Source organism: Microbacterium thalli (assembly GCF_028737325.1).
Classification (GTDB): Bacteria; Actinomycetota; Actinomycetes; order Actinomycetales; family Microbacteriaceae; genus Microbacterium; species Microbacterium thalli.
Map to the genome: position 1 here is coordinate 52,535 of NZ_JAQZCH010000002.1, position 15,724 is coordinate 68,258.

Consider the following 15,724-nt stretch of genomic DNA (forward strand, 5'->3'; position numbering starts at 1 on the left):
ATGCCTGTGACCCTCCTCGGCGCGTCCGAGATCCGCGCTCTCGCGGCCGAACTCGACGTCACACCGACCAAGAAGCTCGGGCAGAACTTCGTCGTCGACGCCAACACCGTTCGCAAGATCGTGCACGCCGCCCGCGTCCAGCCCGGCGAGCGCGTCGTCGAGATCGGCCCGGGCCTCGGCTCACTGACCCTCGCCATCCTCGAGGCCGGCGCGAGCGTGACCGCGGTCGAGATCGACCACCGCCTCGCCGCGCACCTGCCGCGCACCGCCGAGCGTCACAACGTGCCCGACGGCGCCCTCACCGTGGTCGACGCCGACGCCCTGCGCGTGACGGAGCTGCCGGGCGAGCCGACGGTCCTGGTCGCGAACCTGCCCTACAACGTCAGCGTGCCGGTGCTCCTGCACTTCCTCGAGACGTTCCCCTACCTCCAGCGCGGGGTCGTCATGGTGCAGGCCGAGGTCGCCGAGCGACTGGCGGCAGCACCGGGCTCGAAGATCTACGGCTCTCCGAGCGTCAAAGCCGCGTGGTACGGCGCGTGGCGCCTCGCCGGCACGGTGTCGCGTCAGGTCTTCTGGCCCGTGCCGAACGTCGACAGCCTGCTCGTGGCGTTCGAGCGCGACGCCGAGCCCCGCGGTGATGACGAGCTGCGTCGCCGGACGTTCCAGATCGTCGACGCCGCGTTCGGCCAGCGCCGCAAGATGCTCCGGCAGGCCGTCGCGCCCGTGCTGGGCGGGAGCGCAGCGTCAGCGTCGGCCGTCCTCGAAGCGGCCGGGATCGACCCGACGCTGCGCGGCGAACAGCTGACCGTCGACGACTTCATGCGCATCGCGGCATCCGTTCACTGAATGCTCATCAGCGCGTCATCAGCTTCTCCGGAAACACGTCGGTAACATTTCGGAGGAGCCGCGAGCGTCGTGGCGAGCATCACCCGACACGGAAGAGACGATGCGAACCGCCGAGTACCCGGCACCCGAAAGAGTGCTGCTGCACCTGAGCGACACCCACCTGCGAGCCGCCGGCTCCCAGCTCTTCGACCGCGTCGATGCGGCCGCGCACCTGCGCCGCGCGATGGCCGCGATCGAGGCGGCCGCCTTGCGCCCCGACGGCATCGTCTTCACGGGCGACCTCGTCGACCTCGGTGAGCGCGACGCCTACGTCGAGCTGCGCGAGCTCATCGAGCCGTTCGCGGAACGGCTGGGAACGCGCGTCTTCTGGGTCATGGGCAACCACGACGACCGTGCCGGCTTCCGCGAGACGCTCTGGCGCGAACCGGCATCGGATGCTGCGGCCGACCGCGTCGACGAGATCGACGGCCTGCGCCTCATCACGCTCGACACCAGCGTGCCCGGCGCCCATCACGGCGAGGTGCGGCCCGACCAGCTCGCGTGGCTGCGTGAGGTGCTGGCCACACCCGCGCCGCTCGGCACGATCCTGGCGATGCATCACCCGCCGGTTCCGAGCGTCCTGCCGCTCGCCGCGAGCGTCGAGCTGCGCGACCAGCGTTCGCTGGCGGCGGTGCTGCGCGGCTCGGACGTGCGTGCCATCATCGCCGGTCACCTGCACTACTCGACGTTCGCGACCTTCGCCGGCATCCCGGTCTCGGTGGCCTCGTCGACCTGCTACGCGCAGGACCTCACGGTTCCCGTCGGCGGCACGCGCCCCCAGGACGGCGCGCAGTCGTTCAACTTCGTCCACGTCTACGACGAGACGGTCGTCCACTCCGTGGTGCCGGTCGAGGCGCCGGTGACGCTCGAGCACACCGATGCGCACGAGGCGCAGCGGCGGCTCGCCGAGGCGGGGATCGCCCCGGTCAGCGCTTCACGCCGGAGCGCACCGCCGACGCGTCCCGTGTCCGTGCTTCGCTGACCAGGGGGATCTCCCACGGCGCGCGGATCGGGAACATGCGCTCGAGCACGTCGCGCAGCGACGTCACGCGGATCTCCTCGGGAACCTCGGTCTCGCCGCCGTCGTTGAGGCAGAACATGTCGATGTCGCGCCGCTTCGCCAGGCGCTCCATACCGGCCAGCGAGCGGGCGAGCGTGGTCTGCACGTAACGGGTGCGCGGCACGGTGGTGGGGATCGCCCGACCGGTGAACATCGCATAGTAGTGGTAGAGCGAGTTGGTCACCGAGATGTCGGTCGAGGCGCGGAAACGGGATGCCGCCGTCCGGCGGAAGTCCTCGGGGAAGGCCTCTTCGAGTTCGCTCATCACGCTGCGGCGCAGCGGCGCGGCGCAGTGCTCGAGGTCGCGGAGGATGATGCGCCCGAAACGCTCCTCCAGCAGCGCGCGGTTCACGCGCAGACCGTTGTCGTGTCCGGACCGCTCGAGGCGCGGCTCCCCGGCGCCGATGCGGACGTCGCACTCCACGAACGACGAGACGCCGCCGGGCGAGAAGAACAGCTCCGGGTGCACGGGACGGCCGAAGAACATGTCGTCGTTGGAGTAGAGGAAGTGCTCGGCGAGCCCGTCGATGCGGTGCAGCTGAGCCTCGACGGCGTGTGAGTTGTGCGTCGGCAGCGTCGACGGATCCGCGAAGAACTCCTCGCTGCGCACGATCGTCACCTGCGGGTGGTCGGCGAGCCAGGACGGGGCGGGGGAGTCCGTCGCGATGAAGATGCGGCGCACCCACGGCGCGTACATGTGAACGCTGCGCAGCGCGTACCGCAGCTCGTCCACGTGACGGTAACGGGCGGGACCGTCATCGCCCTCGCCGACGACGTACTCCGACAGCTGAGCAGCGCGCTGGCGCTGGAACTCCGACGCCGACCCGTCGACCCACGAGAAGACCATGTCGATGTCGTGCGTCACCTCGCGCGGGTGCGGGTCGAGCATGCCGATGACGGTGTCCCACTCGCGCCCCCAGCGCGTGGCCGAGACGATCGTCACGTCCTTCGCGGGCGTGACGCGCCGCATGAGGGCGTTGGCCTGCGGAGCCTCGACGGTGCTCTCACGGAATCGCCAAAACTCCAGGCGCACACCGTACTCGTGGTCGTAGCGACGGCCGCCATTGACGGTGATGCGGGGGCGGTACGCGCGCATGACGTGCGGCGCGACCGCGGGAATCGTCGCGTCCGCGGCGAAGACCGGCGCCGCGCCCTTGGCCTTGAGGTACAGCGGCTCTTCCCACCCGAGGGTGCGCAGGGCCGCCGCGGCCCGGTCGGCGTCGGCGAGATCGATCGCCAGTGCCGGGGTGTGAAGATCATGCCGGATGAGCAGGACCCGCACGTCGGCGGCGCGGAGCGCGTCGGCGATGAGCAGCAGGTCGGCGGTGCGGGCGGCATCCGGTGTGGTGTCGTCATGGACGAGACGGAGCAGCCCCTCATCGAGCACGACGTCGTCGCGCTGTGCGGGCAGATCGATCCAGGGGTTCTCGCGGCGGGGCAGAGCGGAAAGGGCCAGGGTTTCCTCCTCGGGGGGAAAGGCGTTCGTATGCAGACTAGACATTCTCCGTTACGAAGGTGTTTCTTCGCACGTCGCCCGAGCCTGAGGGGCGCTCCGCGTCGATGCGCCGCGCTCCCGTTCTCGGTGCAACGCGCGGCCGCCCGGTTCTCTTCCCGGCTGGTGCTCGGCCTCGCGGTCGATAGGCTCGGGACGTGACCGCCTCGCCCCGCTTCCCCGCTTCGCGCGGCGGAGACCTCCACCGTCCTTACACCGCCGCCGCCGACCGTTACGAGGGCACCGCCTATCGTCAGGTCGGGGCCTCGGGGCTGTACCTGCCGCCCATCTCGCTCGGGCTTTGGTGGAACTTCGGCGACAACATTCCGTTCGATCGTCAGCGCGAGATCCTGCGGCACGCGTTCGACCGCGGCATCACCCACTTCGACCTCGCCAACAACTACGGGCCGCCGTACGGGTCGGCCGAGACGAACTTCGGACGCATGATGCGCGAGGACCTCGCGCCGTACCGCGACGAGCTGATCATCTCGTCCAAGGCCGGCTACGACATGTGGGACGGCCCCTACGGCAACCAGGGCTCGCGCAAGTACCTCATCGCCAGCGCAGAGCAGTCGCTGCGTCGCATGAGCCTGGACTACGTGGACATCTTCTACTCGCACCGTGAGGACGACACGACCCCGATCGAGGAGACGGTCGGCGCGCTCGACACCCTCGTGCGCCAGGGCAAGGCGCTCTACGTCGGCATCTCGTCGTACTCCGCCGAGAACTCGGCCCGCGCGGCATCCGTCGCCCGTGACCTGGGCACGCCGCTGGTGATCCACCAGCCGTCGTATTCGATCCTCAACCGCTGGATCGAGGACGGTCTGACCGATCAGCTCCGGGCCGACGGCATGGGAGCGATCGGGTTCATGCCGCTGCAGCAGGGGCTGCTGACCGGGCGCTACCTCGACGACGGCACGTCCGACCGGTCGATGCAGCGATTCTCGCTGCCCGACGACGGTCGCCTCGCCGAGTCGGCCCTCGCAGGCCTCCGCGAGCTCGCCGACCTCGCACGGGAGCGCGGGCAGACCCTCGCGCAGCTCGCGATCCGTTGGACCCTGCGCGACCCGGTGGTCGCCTCGGCACTCATCGGCGCCTCGCGCACCGACCAGCTCGACGAGAACCTCGCCGCGCTCGAGGCGCCCGACTTCGATGACGACGAACTGCGACGCATCGACGAGATCGCCGGACGCATCGGACGGCTCTGGGACGGGCCGGACGGCGCATGAGCCTGAGCGCCGTGCCCGGTAGCGTGCGCGTGCGGGCCCCCGGCAAGATCAACCTCTTCCTCGACGTGGGCGACGTCCAGGCCGACGGCTACCACGACGTCGCCTCGGTGTACCAGGCGGTCTCGCTCGTCGAACAGGTGACGGCGACGCCCGCCGCCGCGTTCTCGGTGCGGGTCGTCGATGAATCCGGAGCCGCGGTGCCGGGCGTCCCGACCGACGATCGCAATCTCGCACTCCGCGCTGCGCGACTCGTCGCGCGCGAGGTCGGGTACCTCGGCGGGGTGCACCTGGACATCCGCAAGTGCGTGCCGGTCGCCGGCGGGATGGGCGGGGGATCGGCCGACGCCGCTGCGGCGCTCGTCGCCTGCGACGCGTTGTGGGGCGCGGGGCTCACGTCGCCGGCGCTCCAGGAGCTCGCGGCACGCCTCGGTGCGGACGTCCCGTTCTCGCTGCTCGGCGGCAGCGCGGTGGGCACCGGTCGGGGCGATCGCCTCAGTCCCGCGCTCGCGCGCGCCCGGTTCGACTGGGTCATCGTGACCGACGAGGGCGGGCTGTCGACACCGGCCGTCTATGCCGAGCTCGACCGCCTGCGATCGGCCGCGCGGCCCGACATCGAGCCGGCGCAGCAAGCGCCCGCCGTCGACCCCGTGATCCTGCAGGCCCTGCGTTCCGGCTCGCCCGACGTGCTCGCGGGCGCACTGCGAAACGATCTGCAGGATGCCGCGTGCGCCTTGCGTCCCGACCTCGCCGACCTGCTCGATCAGGGTGCATCGGCCGGGGCCGTCGCAGGCCTCGTATCGGGCTCGGGCCCGACCGTCGCCTTCCTGGCCGCCGGAGACGAGAGCGCACGTCGCCTCCAACAGACCCTGTCCGCCGCGGGCCGTCGCGCCCGCCATGTCCATGGCCCCGTGACGGGCGCGAAAGTGGTGACCCGATGACCGGCACGCACGATTCCTGGCAGCAGACCGAGGTGGACGAGCAGTCGCGCACGCGGCTGGCGGCGCACGACCTGAGCTACCGCACTGTGGCCGCCGACTCCGATGCCTTCGCGGGCTGGATCCAGGCGGTCGCCCGCGGGTTCCAGGACGGCGAGCGGTCCGCCGAACAGGTGGCCGCCGCCGGCACGCGAAACGCCGGTCGCCGCCTCACCGGTGTCTTCGACGAGAGCGGTCCGTCGCCGGATCTCGCCGTCGGCACCATCGCCTCGTGGGCATCGGAGCTAACCGTTCCCGGCGCCACGGTCGCTGCCGGCGCCATCAGCGCCGTGACGGTCGCGCAGACGCATCGCCGGCGCGGCATCGCGCGTGCGCTGCTGGAGGGCGAGTTGCGGAGCATCGCGGCAGCCGGGATGCCGCTGGCGATGCTCACCGTCACCGAGTCCACCCTCTACGGCCGGTACGGCTTCGCCTCGGCCGCGGACGCCGCGATCATCGATATCGACACGCGCCGGGTCCGCTGGAGCGGCCCGACCCCGAGTGGGCGCATCGACTTCGTCGGCCGGGAGACGGCGCGCGACGCGGTCGTCGACCTGCACGAGCGCACACGCGGCCGGACGCCCGGCGACGTCGCCCTGCCGCCGGGGCACGCCGACCGCTACACCGGCACCGACCCCGACGCCAAGGACGGCGGGAACATCCGATGCGTGCAGTACCGCGACGCCGAGGGCGTCGTCCGCGGCGTGCTGACCTACACGCTGACGCCGCACGAGCGCGACATCGTCCACGGGACGGCGAAGGTCACGATCCTCCTCGCCGAGACCGACGAGGCCTATGCGGCGCTCTGGCGGTTCCTGCTCGAGCTCGACCTCGTGGCGCACGTGCACGCGGAACTGTGCTCGACCGACGAGCCGGTGCTGTGGATGATCGGCGACCGCCGCGCCGCGGCCGTGTCGGTCTTCGACCACCAGTACGTGCGGGTGCTCGACGTTCCCACCGCCCTCGCCGCCCGCCGGTACAGCGCCGCCGGCACGGTGATGCTGCGCGTGAGCGACCCCCTGGGTCTCGCGGCGGGGGAGTACCTCCTCACGGTCGACGACGCCGGAGTCGCGAGCGTGACCACCGGTTCCTCGGATGCTGCAGCGGCGACGACCCTCGAGCTCTCGGTCGTGGAACTCGCGGCCCTCTACCTCGGCGGCGTGTCACCGGTCGCGCTCGCGCGGGCCGGGCGCATCACCTGCGCGGACCCCGAAGCGATCGGACGGATGTTCCGGTCGCCCGTGACGCCGCGACTCGGGCTCTGGTACTGAGGCGCGGCGCCGGTACGGGATCGGCGGCGATAGTCCATTTCGCGACATGACGCAACACGACCCCGGGTGTCGTGACCGCCCACTAGCGTGAGAATCCACAACGGAGGGCGGCGCCATGCGTGCACGACTGGGCGACACGATCATCGCTGAAGCGGACGAGGCCGACCTCGTCCGGATCGAGGGGAACTGGTACTTCCCGCCCCGGAGCATCGCGCCGGGTGTGCTCGCGGAGAGCGACACCGCGTACACCTGCCCCTGGAAGGGCGACGCCCAGTACTTCGACGTCGCGGGGTCGGCCGACAAGGCCTGGTCGTATCCGACGCCGCACGCCACCGCCATCGAGCGCGTCGGCACCGACTTCTCCGGCTACGTCGCCTTCGACCGCGCGGTCGCCATCGAGAGCTGACCGGGCGTGATCGAGTTCCGCGAGGTCGGCAAGCAGTTCCCCGACGGCACCCGCGCGGTCCAGGAGTTCTCCCTCGTCATCCCGTCGCACAAGACCACCGTCTTCGTCGGCTCGTCCGGGTGCGGCAAGACCACCCTGCTGCGCATGATCAATCGCATGGTCGAGCCCAGTGCGGGGTCGATCGAGATCGACGGCGAAGACGTATCCACCGGCTCGCCGGTGCAGCTGCGCCGCCGCATCGGCTACGTCATGCAGAACTCCGGACTGCTGCCGCACTTCACCGTCGCCGAGAACATCGCGACGGTGCCGGTCCTGACGGGCACGAGCCGTCGCGACGGACGACGCCGCGCGCTCGAGCTCATGGCCACCGTCGGGCTCGACACCCGCATGGCCGATCGCTACCCGAGCCAGCTCTCGGGGGGACAGCAGCAGCGCGTAGGCGTGGCTCGCGGGCTCGCGGCAGACCCCAACATTCTTCTGATGGACGAGCCGTTCGGCGCCGTCGACCCCATCGTCCGTACCGAGCTGCAGCAGGAGCTGCTGCGGCTGCAGCGCGAGCTCGGCAAGACGGTGGTGTTCGTCACGCACGACATCGACGAGGCGTTCCTGCTGGGCGACCAGGTCGTCATCCTGGCCGCCGGTGCCCGCAAGCTGCAGGTCGGTTCGCCCAGCGAGATCATCCGCGACCCCGCCGACGACTTCGTCGCGAGCTTCATCGGAGCCGATCGCGGCAAGCGGGCGCTGCGCGTGGAGCGCACCGAACGCGGCGCCGTCCTCGTCGACACCGAGGGACGCACGCAGGGGACGCTGATCGAGGGTGGCTCCTGAGGTGTCGTGGATCTGGTCGAACCTCGACCTCATTCTCTCGCTCTCGCTCGACCACGTGCGCCAGAGCGTCATCGCGATCGTCCTCGGCCTCGTGCTGTCGGTGCCGCTCGGCTGGGTGGCGTGGCGGTACCGGTTGCTGCGCGGCTGGGTCATCACAGTGACCGGTCTGCTCTACACGATCCCCTCCCTCGCCCTGCTCGTCCTGCTGCCGAGCGTCCTCGGCTACGGCATCCGCACCGAGACCAACCTGATCGTGGGGCTGACGATCTATGCGATCGCCATTCAGACGCGATCCGTCGCCGACGGGTTCGACGCGGTCGATCCGGGCGTTCGTCAGGCCGCGACGGCGATGGGGTACGGAGGCTTCCGCCGGTTCTGGGCGGTGGACCTGCCGCTATCGGGGCCGGTCATCCTCGCCGGCCTGCGGGTGATGTCGGTGTCGACCGTCTCGCTCGCGACCGTCGGCATCCTCGTGGGCGTGACCAACCTCGGCTACCTCTTCACCAACGGCATCCAGCGCCGCCTGCTCGAAGAGGTCTTCGCCGGGATCGTCGCCGTGGCGCTCATCGCGCTGATCATCGACGCACTCCTCGTGCTGCTCGGGCGCGTGCTCATGCCGTGGGCGCGCACACCCGCGCGGCAGGGGTCGCGCCGGGTGCGCCGGCGAGCGGAGGCGACGGCATGAACGTCTTCGTCGACGCGATCGCGTGGCTGCTCGATCCCGCCCAGTACACCGGCACGAACTCGGTGCCGGTCCTCATCGGCCAGCAGTTGTACTACACGTTCATCTCGGTTCTGATCGCTGCCCTCATCGCGCTGCCGATCGGCTGGGCCATCGGTCACACCGGTCGCGGGCGCGAGTTCGCGGTGGCGATCTCGGGCGCCGCGCGAGCGATTCCCTCCTTCGGGCTGCTCATCCTGCTGATCCTGCTGCTGGGGGTCACCCGGAAGACCGAAGCGGCCTTCGTGACCTTCGTCGTCCTCGCGATCCCGCCGCTGCTGGCCGGCGCGTACAGCGGGCTGCAGGCGATCGACGGCCGTACCATCGACGCCGCCCGCGCCGTCGGTATGACCGAGTGGCAGATCCTCTGGCGCGTCGAGGTTCCCCTGGGGCTGCCGCTCCTCGTCGGAGGGCTGCGCTCCGCCGTCCTGCAGGTCGTCGCGACGGTCACGATCGCCGGATACACGGACCTCGGCGGGCTCGGCTTCCGCATCATCCAGGGCATCGACCTGCGCGCCATCGATCAAGTGCTCGGGGCTGCCCTCGTGCTGGCGCTACTCGCGCTCGTGCTCGACGCGCTCCTCGCGCTCCTGCAGCGGTGGACCGCTCCGCGCGGCATCCGCGTCGCCTCCGCCGCCCCCGAGCGCCGCCGTCCCGTTGCGGCGACCGCCTGAAGCAGCTTCCGCCCCTCCTCCGTCCCGTTCACAGCTCGAACCTTCCGCACCACCAGAAAGAGGAAACCCATGTCTCGCTTCACCACGCGCCGTCTGCTGACGGCCGGCGTCGGCGTGCTCGCCGCCACCACCCTGCTCGCCGGGTGCGCCGGCTCGGACCCGCTCGCCGAGAGCGGCGGGGAGTCCGCGGCTCCCGCGGACGGAACCATCGTCATCGGCTCGCAGGACTACTACTCGAACGAGATCGTCGCCGAGATCTACGCCCAGGCGCTCGAGGGCGCGGGCAAGACCGTCGACCGCCAGTTCACGACCGGCCAGCGTGAGGCCTACCTGCCCGAGCTCGAGAGCGGTGCCCTCACGCTCTTCCCCGAGTACACCGGCAACTTGCTGCAGTACTTCGAGCCCGAGACCGAGGCGCGCACGTCCGACGACGTGTATGCAGCGCTCACCGACGCGCTGCCCGAGAACCTCACGGTGCTCGACCAGGCCACCGCGAGCGACCAGGACTCCTACACCGTGACCGCCGCGTTCGCGGAGCAGTGGGACCTGACGACGATCGCCGACCTCGCGAACGTCACCGAGCCGCTCACCCTCGGCGGCCCCGCCGAGCTCGAGCAGCGCCCGTACGGCCCGTCGGGCTTGACCGAGACGTACGGCGTCGAGGTCGGTTTCCAGGCGACCGGTGAGACCACCGTCGACGACCTCGTCGCCGGCACGGTCAACGTCGCGAACGTCTTCACCGCCGACCCGCGCATCCAGACCGAGGACCTGGTCGTGCTCGAGGACCCCGAGGGCCTCTTCCTCGCGTCCAACGTGGTGCCCGTCGTGAACGTCGACGTCGCCGACGAGATCGCCGACACGATCAACGCGGTCAGCGCCAAGCTGACTCCCGAGGCGCTCGTGGCGCTGAACGTGCAGAGCACCGTCGACAAGCTCGAGCCCGCAGAGATCGCGACGCAGTGGCTCGAGGAGAACGGTCTCGTCTGACCCTCTTCCCGACCGACGAGACCCCCGGAGCGATGCGCTCCGGGGGTCTCGTGCGTCCGGGCTGCGATCCGAAGCACACCCGCCGCCGCCGGCAGCGTCAGGCGTCAGGCGTCAGGCGTCAGGCGTCCAGAGCCTCGCCGAGCTCGAGCCAGCGCTCCTCGAGCGTCGTCGTCTCGCCGACGAGCTCGTCGCGGCGCCGCTGCAGCCCGAGCAGGCGCTCGAAGTCGTCGTGGGCATCGGCGAGCTGGGCGTCGACGTCGGCGATCTCGCGCTGCAGCTTCTCGAGACGGCGATCGATGGCGGAGACCTCCTTTTGGGCCGCCCGCCGATCCGACCCCGAGAGGGCGGCGGCGTCAGCCGCCGGTGTCGCCGTTGCGCCGGCGGCGCGCGTGAGCTCCGGCTGCTCGCGACGCAGCCGCAGGTACTCGTCGACACCGCCGGGAAGGTGCCGCAGGCGCCCGCCGAGGATCGCGTACTGCTGATCGGTGACGCGCTCGAGGAAGTACCGGTCGTGCGAGACGACGATGAGGGTGCCCGCCCACGAGTCCAGTAGGTCCTCCACCGCGGCGAGCATGTCGGTGTCGAGATCGTTCGTCGGTTCGTCGAGGATCAGCACGTTGGGCTGATCGAGCAGGATCAGCAGCAGCTGCAGGCGGCGCTTCTGACCGCCGGAGAGATCTTTCACGGCTGTCGACAGCTGCGCCGAACTGAATCCCATCCGCTCGAGCAACTGACCCGGCGTGAGATCCTGCACCTTCGACCCCGACCCGATCGTGTAGCTCGTGCGCAGCTGGGAGATCACGACCCGCACCGGATCGGCCAGGTGCTCGTCGAGCTCGGTCATCCGCTGTGACAACGTCGCGACCTTCACGGTCTTGCCCTGCTTGATCCGTCCCGAGGTCGGCTCGACGGTGCCCGAGATGAGGCCGAGCAGGGTCGACTTGCCGGCGCCGTTGACACCGAGGATGCCGGTGCGCTCGCCCGGCGCGATGCGCCACTCGACCTTTTCGAGCACGACGCGGTCGCCGTAGGCGACGCCGGCGTCGAGAACGTCGACGACGTCCTTGCCCAGCCGCGAGACGGCGAGGGACTGGAGGGCCACGCGATCACGGATCTCGGGCACGTCGGCGATGAGCTCGTTCGCCGCATCGATGCGGAACTTCGGCTTCGACGTGCGGGCAGGCGCGCCTCGGCGCAGCCAGGCGAGCTCTTTGCGCGCGAGGTTCTGACGTCGCGCTTCGATGGACGCCGCCTGCCGATCGCGCTCGACCCGCTGCAGGATGTAGGCGGCGTAGCCGCCCTCGAAGGGTTCGACGATCCGGTCGTGCACTTCCCACGTCGCGGTGCAGATCTCATCGAGGAACCAGCGATCGTGGGTGACGACGAGCAGGGCACCCGACCCCGCCGGCCAGCGCCGCTTCAGGTGCTCCGCGAGCCAGGCGATCCCCTCGACGTCGAGGTGGTTGGTGGGCTCGTCGAGGAAGACGACGTCCCAGTCGCCCGCGAGCAGCGCGGCCAGCGAGACCCGTCGGCGCTGACCGCCGGATAGGCCGCGGATGGGGCCTTCCCAGTCGAGGTCACCGAGCAGGCCAGCGATGACGTCGCGTACGCGGGCATCACCCGCCCACTCGTGCTCGGCCTGGTCGCCGACGACCGCGTCGCGCACGCGCAGGTCGTCGTCGAGGTCGTCTGCTTGCGAGAGCACGCCGACACGGATGCCGCCGCGGACCGTCACGCGTCCGGAGTCGGGCTCGACGAGCCCGGCGAGCATGCGCAACAGGCTCGACTTGCCGTCGCCGTTACGGCCGACGATGCCGATGCGGTCGCCCTCGTCGACGCCGATGGAGACGCCGTCGAAGACGACCTTGGTCGGATACTCGAGGCGCAGGGCCTCGCCCCCCAGAAGATGAGCCATATTGCCTCCAGGCTAGGCCAGCCCGCTCGGGCAGCGGTCACCGTGCCGCGACCGCGTGAGCGCGTTCAGTCGCCGAACCCCAGCGACAGCTTGCGCAGGAGCGCGGCCAGGCGGTCGCGGTCGCCCTTCGACAGGCCCGCGAGCAGCAGCGCTTCAGCGTCGACGAGCCGCGTGATGGCGGCATCCACCCGCACCCGCCCGTCGTCGGTGAGCGTCACCAGGATGCTGCGGCCGTCGCCCGGGTCGGACTCGCGGCGCACGAGCCGCCGACCCACCAGCCGGTCGATGCGGTTGGTCATCGTCCCGCTCGAGACCAGCGTCTGCTGCAGAAGCTGCTTCGGGCTCAACTGGTAGGGCTCGCCGGCGCGGCGGAGCGCCGACAGCACGTCCCACTCCCACGGCTCGAGGTCGCTGCGCCGGAAGGCCTCGCGCCGAGCCCGGTCGAGGTGGCGCGAGAGGCGGTCGACGCGGGAGAGCACCTCGAGGGGTGAGAAGTCGAGGTCCGGTCGCTGCAACGACCACGCCCCGACGATGCGGTCCACCTCGTCGGTCTCGTGTGCCATGGCCTCATTATCGCGGGGCGGGAGCGCGTGCGCGGGCACGGCGCCGCAGGCTCTGGCAGACTTGACGGGCTGCACCCCGGTGCGGCGGTCCGCCGTGGTGTAATGGCAGCACGACAGCCTTTGGAGCTGTGAGGTCTAGGTTCGAGTCCTGGCGGCGGAGCATGAGCGACACCTCTCTCGATCCCGACCTCGCCGTCGTCATCCTCGCCGCCGGCCAGGGGACGCGCATGAAGTCCTCGCTGCCGAAGGTGCTGCACCGCATCGGCGGGCGCCCGCTCGTGGGGCACGTGCTCGACACAGCGCGGGATCTCGCCCCGGCCCACGTGCTGGTCGTCGTGCGTCACGAACGCGACCGCGTCGCCGAGGCCGTTCTCGGCGTCTCGCCCGAGGTCGTCGTCGTCGACCAGGACGAGGTGCCCGGAACGGGCCGCGCCGTCGAGGTCGCGCTCGACCGGTTGCCGGACTTCACCGGCGATGTGCTCGTCCTGAGCGCCGACGTCCCACTGCTCGACGACGTCGCGCTCGGCGATCTGCTCGCGGTGCACCGTGCCTCGGGTGCGGCGGCGACGCTGCTCAGCGCGCGCCTGAGCGATCCGACCGGGTACGGACGCGTCATCCGCGACAGCGCCGGTGGTGTCGACCGCATCGTCGAGCACAAGGACGCCACGGACGCCGAGCGCGCGGTCGACGAGATCAACGCCGGCGTGTACGCGTTCCGTGCCGAGCCGCTGCGCGACCGGCTCGGCCGCATCAGTACCGCCAACGCCCAGGCCGAGAAGTACCTCACCGACGTCGTCGGCATGCTGCGCTCGGACGAGCTGGGCGTCGCCGCGCAGCTCGTGACCGATCCCTCGCTGATCGTCGGCGTGAACGACCGCGTGCAGCTGGCGGAGGCCGGGCGCCTGCTCAACGCCCGGACGATCCGGCGGTGGCAGCTCGCGGGCGTCACGGTGCAGGACCCCGCCACGACGTGGATCGACGTCACCGCCGCCCTCTCGCCCGACGTCACGCTCTTGCCGAACACGCACATCCTGCGCGCGACGACGGTCGCCGCGGGCGCGACGATCGGCCCCGATACGACGCTGAACGATTGCGAGGTGGGGGAGGGCGCCACCGTCACCCGCAGCGACGCGACCCTCGCCGTCATCGGCGCCGCCGCGACCGTGGGCCCGTTCTCGTACCTGCGTCCCGGTACCCAGTTGGGCGCGGGCGGGAAGATCGGCACCTTCGTCGAGACCAAGAACTCGGTGATCGGCGACGGCAGCAAGGTGCCGCACCTGTCGTACGTCGGCGATGCCGAGATCGGTCGAGGCGTCAACCTCGGCGCCGGCGCGATCACCGCGAACTACGACGACCTGGCGAAGCACCGCACCGTGATCGGCGACGAGGTCCACGCCGGCTCGCACAACGTGTTCGTCGCGCCCGTTAAGATCGGTGAGGGCGCCAAGACGGGCGCCGGAGCGGTCATCCGCAAGGACGTCCCGGCCGGTGCTCTCGCCCTCAGCGTCGCCCCCCAGCGAAATGTCGAGGGGTGGGTCGAGAAGAACAGACCCGGTACTGGCGCCGCCGCAGCAGCGGCGCGCGTACGGTCTTCACAGGAAGCGGACGATGGCTCGCAAGAAGAACACGGTTGACCTCGACGTCTCGCGGGGCATCGCCCCGGGACTGGTCGCCAAGACCAAGAAGCGCCTCGTCGTCGCATCAGGTGGCTCGCACCCCGCGCTGTCGGTCGATGTGGCGAGCGCGCTCGGCACCGAGCTCGTCCCCACCGAGCACCGCACCTTCGCCTCGGGCGAGATCCTGACGCGCTTCGAGGTGTCGATCCGCGGGTGCGACTTCTTCCTCGTGCAGTCGTTCGGCCCGCCGGTCAACGAGTGGCTCATGGAGACCCTCATCATGCTGGATGCCGCCAAGCGCGCATCCGCGAAGCGCATCACCGTCGTCGCGCCGTACTACCCGTACTCGCGTCAGGACAAGAAGGGTCGCGGTCGCGAGCCGATCAGCGCACGCCTCGTCGCCGACCTGTTCAAGACCGCCGGCGCCGACCGCGTGATGAGCGTCGACCTGCACGCCGCGCAGATCCAGGGCTTCTTCGACGGCCCCGTCGACCATCTCTTCGCCAAGCCGGTGCTGCTGGAGCACTTCGAGCGCACCCTGAGCGCCGATGACCGGGCGAAGCTGACGGTCGTGTCGCCCGACACCGGCCGCGTCCGCGTGGCCGACACCTGGTCCGACAGCCTGGGCGCACCGCTCGCGATCATCCACAAGCGCCGTGACCCGAACGTGGCGAACCAGGTGACGGTGAACGAGATCGTCGGTGACGTGCGCGGACGCGTGTGTCTGCTGGTCGACGACATGATCGACACCGGCGGGACCATCGTGAAGGCCGCGCAGGCGCTGAAGAGCAGCGGCGCCGAGCGCGTGATCGTCGCCGCCACCCACGCGGTCTTCAGCCACCCGGCGGTCGACCGGCTGCAGGACCCCGCCATCGACGAGGTCGTCGTCACCGACACCATCCCGCTGGGCGAGGACAAGCGCTTCCCGGGCCTGACGATCCTGCCGATCGCCCCGCTGCTGGCGCGCGCGATCAAGGAGGTCTTCGAGGACGGCTCCGTCACGAGCATGTTCGACGGCGCCGCCTGAGGTCGGCCGACCCAGATGCCGGACCCGCAAGAAACGGCCACGCCACAGGCGGGGCAAAGGTCCGGCCCGTAGGATC

The 15,724-nt window shown here is 70.7% G+C and carries 15 protein-coding genes and 1 tRNA gene; 13 read left to right on the top strand and 3 right to left on the bottom strand.

Features of this window, described 5'->3' with window-relative positions:
- Together rsmA and PUW82_RS08085 are read left to right on the top strand one after the other, a co-directional pair.
- Complete coding sequence (gene rsmA, locus PUW82_RS08080) at nucleotides 1-846, top strand: 16S rRNA (adenine(1518)-N(6)/adenine(1519)-N(6))-dimethyltransferase RsmA (protein WP_274221807.1); 846 nt, start codon at nucleotides 1-3, stop codon at nucleotides 844-846.
- A 100-nt stretch (nucleotides 847-946) separates the two neighbouring features.
- Nucleotides 947-1,867 carry a phosphodiesterase gene (locus tag PUW82_RS08085; RefSeq protein ID WP_274221808.1) on the top strand — a complete coding sequence of 307 codons (921 nt, stop codon included), beginning with the start codon at nucleotides 947-949 and terminating at the stop codon, nucleotides 1,865-1,867.
- On the opposite strand, the gene PUW82_RS08090 is transcribed toward PUW82_RS08085, so the two are convergent.
- Nucleotides 1,812-3,446: a stealth family protein gene (locus PUW82_RS08090; protein WP_274221809.1), complete on the bottom strand. Its 1,635-nt coding sequence runs from the start codon at nucleotides 3,444-3,446 to the stop codon at nucleotides 1,812-1,814. The genes PUW82_RS08085 and PUW82_RS08090 overlap by 56 nt on opposite strands.
- Before the next feature lie 149 nt (nucleotides 3,447-3,595).
- Here PUW82_RS08090 and PUW82_RS08095 point away from each other — a divergent pair, with 149 nt between their 5' ends.
- From PUW82_RS08095 to PUW82_RS08130, 8 genes are all read left to right on the top strand, one after another.
- Nucleotides 3,596-4,666: an aldo/keto reductase gene (locus PUW82_RS08095; RefSeq protein ID WP_274221810.1), complete on the top strand. Its 1,071-nt coding sequence runs from the start codon at nucleotides 3,596-3,598 to the stop codon at nucleotides 4,664-4,666.
- A complete protein-coding gene (locus tag PUW82_RS08100) occupies nucleotides 4,663-5,604 on the top strand; it encodes a 4-(cytidine 5'-diphospho)-2-C-methyl-D-erythritol kinase (RefSeq protein WP_274221811.1) in 942 nt (313 codons plus the stop codon). The genes PUW82_RS08095 and PUW82_RS08100 overlap by 4 nt, the downstream gene beginning before the upstream one ends.
- Nucleotides 5,601-6,911, top strand: coding sequence for a GNAT family N-acetyltransferase (locus PUW82_RS08105; RefSeq protein WP_274221812.1), 1,311 nt, complete (start codon nucleotides 5,601-5,603; stop codon nucleotides 6,909-6,911). The genes PUW82_RS08100 and PUW82_RS08105 overlap by 4 nt, the downstream gene beginning before the upstream one ends.
- 115 nt (nucleotides 6,912-7,026) lie before the next feature.
- Nucleotides 7,027-7,317: a DUF427 domain-containing protein gene (locus PUW82_RS08110; RefSeq protein WP_274221813.1), complete on the top strand. Its 291-nt coding sequence runs from the start codon at nucleotides 7,027-7,029 to the stop codon at nucleotides 7,315-7,317.
- Between the two features lie 6 nt (nucleotides 7,318-7,323).
- Nucleotides 7,324-8,145, top strand: a complete 822-nt coding sequence (locus PUW82_RS08115; RefSeq protein WP_274221814.1) for an ABC transporter ATP-binding protein — start codon at nucleotides 7,324-7,326, stop codon at nucleotides 8,143-8,145.
- A 1-nt stretch (nucleotide 8,146) separates the two neighbouring features.
- A complete protein-coding gene (locus PUW82_RS08120) occupies nucleotides 8,147-8,830 on the top strand; it encodes an ABC transporter permease (protein WP_274222925.1) in 684 nt (227 codons plus the stop codon).
- Complete coding sequence (locus PUW82_RS08125; protein ID WP_274221815.1) at nucleotides 8,827-9,540, top strand: ABC transporter permease; 714 nt, start codon at nucleotides 8,827-8,829, stop codon at nucleotides 9,538-9,540. Before PUW82_RS08120 ends, PUW82_RS08125 begins: the two co-directional genes overlap by 4 nt.
- Before the next feature lie 69 nt (nucleotides 9,541-9,609).
- Entirely contained in the window at nucleotides 9,610-10,527 is a 918-nt protein-coding gene (locus PUW82_RS08130; RefSeq protein WP_274221816.1) for an ABC transporter substrate-binding protein, read from the top strand.
- 118 nt (nucleotides 10,528-10,645) lie between these two features.
- Here PUW82_RS08130 and PUW82_RS08135 read toward each other — a convergent pair whose 3' ends face one another.
- Nucleotides 10,646-12,442 (bottom strand): ABC-F family ATP-binding cassette domain-containing protein, encoded by a 1,797-nt coding sequence (locus tag PUW82_RS08135; protein ID WP_274221817.1) that lies wholly within the window; start codon nucleotides 12,440-12,442, stop codon nucleotides 10,646-10,648.
- A gap of 65 nt (nucleotides 12,443-12,507) precedes the next feature.
- Entirely contained in the window at nucleotides 12,508-13,005 is a 498-nt protein-coding gene (locus PUW82_RS08140; protein ID WP_210004016.1) for a MarR family winged helix-turn-helix transcriptional regulator, read from the bottom strand.
- 88 nt (nucleotides 13,006-13,093) lie between these two features.
- Between PUW82_RS08140 and PUW82_RS08145 the strand changes: the two genes are divergently transcribed.
- The 3 genes from PUW82_RS08145 (at nucleotide 13,094) to PUW82_RS08155 (ending at nucleotide 15,648) form a co-directional block, all read left to right on the top strand.
- Nucleotides 13,094-13,165, top strand: a tRNA-Gln gene (locus PUW82_RS08145).
- Between the two features lies 1 nt (nucleotide 13,166).
- Nucleotides 13,167-14,639 carry a bifunctional UDP-N-acetylglucosamine diphosphorylase/glucosamine-1-phosphate N-acetyltransferase GlmU gene (gene glmU / locus PUW82_RS08150; RefSeq protein WP_274221818.1) on the top strand — a complete coding sequence of 491 codons (1,473 nt, stop codon included), beginning with the start codon at nucleotides 13,167-13,169 and terminating at the stop codon, nucleotides 14,637-14,639.
- A complete protein-coding gene (locus tag PUW82_RS08155; RefSeq protein ID WP_274221819.1) occupies nucleotides 14,614-15,648 on the top strand; it encodes a ribose-phosphate diphosphokinase in 1,035 nt (344 codons plus the stop codon). The genes glmU and PUW82_RS08155 overlap by 26 nt, the downstream gene beginning before the upstream one ends.
- The last annotated feature ends 76 nt before the right edge of the window (nucleotides 15,649-15,724 follow it).

What these genes read in the sequence shown, in the direction of transcription:
- rsmA (WP_274221807.1), top strand. Translation starts at nt 1, where the DNA reads ATGCCTGTGACCCTCCTCGGCGCGTCCGAGATCCGCGCTCTCGCGGCC.
- PUW82_RS08085 (WP_274221808.1), top strand. Translation starts at nt 947, where the DNA reads ATGCGAACCGCCGAGTACCCGGCACCCGAAAGAGTGCTGCTGCACCTG.
- PUW82_RS08090 (WP_274221809.1), bottom strand. Translation starts at nt 3,446, where the DNA reads ATGTCTAGTCTGCATACGAACGCCTTTCCCCCCGAGGAGGAAACCCTG.
- PUW82_RS08100 (WP_274221811.1), top strand. Translation starts at nt 4,663, where the DNA reads ATGAGCCTGAGCGCCGTGCCCGGTAGCGTGCGCGTGCGGGCCCCCGGC.
- PUW82_RS08105 (WP_274221812.1), top strand. Translation starts at nt 5,601, where the DNA reads ATGACCGGCACGCACGATTCCTGGCAGCAGACCGAGGTGGACGAGCAG.
- PUW82_RS08110 (WP_274221813.1), top strand. Translation starts at nt 7,027, where the DNA reads ATGCGTGCACGACTGGGCGACACGATCATCGCTGAAGCGGACGAGGCC.
- PUW82_RS08125 (WP_274221815.1), top strand. Translation starts at nt 8,827, where the DNA reads ATGAACGTCTTCGTCGACGCGATCGCGTGGCTGCTCGATCCCGCCCAG.
- PUW82_RS08130 (WP_274221816.1), top strand. Translation starts at nt 9,610, where the DNA reads ATGTCTCGCTTCACCACGCGCCGTCTGCTGACGGCCGGCGTCGGCGTG.
- PUW82_RS08135 (WP_274221817.1), bottom strand. Translation starts at nt 12,442, where the DNA reads ATGGCTCATCTTCTGGGGGGCGAGGCCCTGCGCCTCGAGTATCCGACC.
- PUW82_RS08140 (WP_210004016.1), bottom strand. Translation starts at nt 13,005, where the DNA reads ATGGCACACGAGACCGACGAGGTGGACCGCATCGTCGGGGCGTGGTCG.
- glmU (WP_274221818.1), top strand. Translation starts at nt 13,167, where the DNA reads ATGAGCGACACCTCTCTCGATCCCGACCTCGCCGTCGTCATCCTCGCC.
- PUW82_RS08155 (WP_274221819.1), top strand. Translation starts at nt 14,614, where the DNA reads ATGGCTCGCAAGAAGAACACGGTTGACCTCGACGTCTCGCGGGGCATC.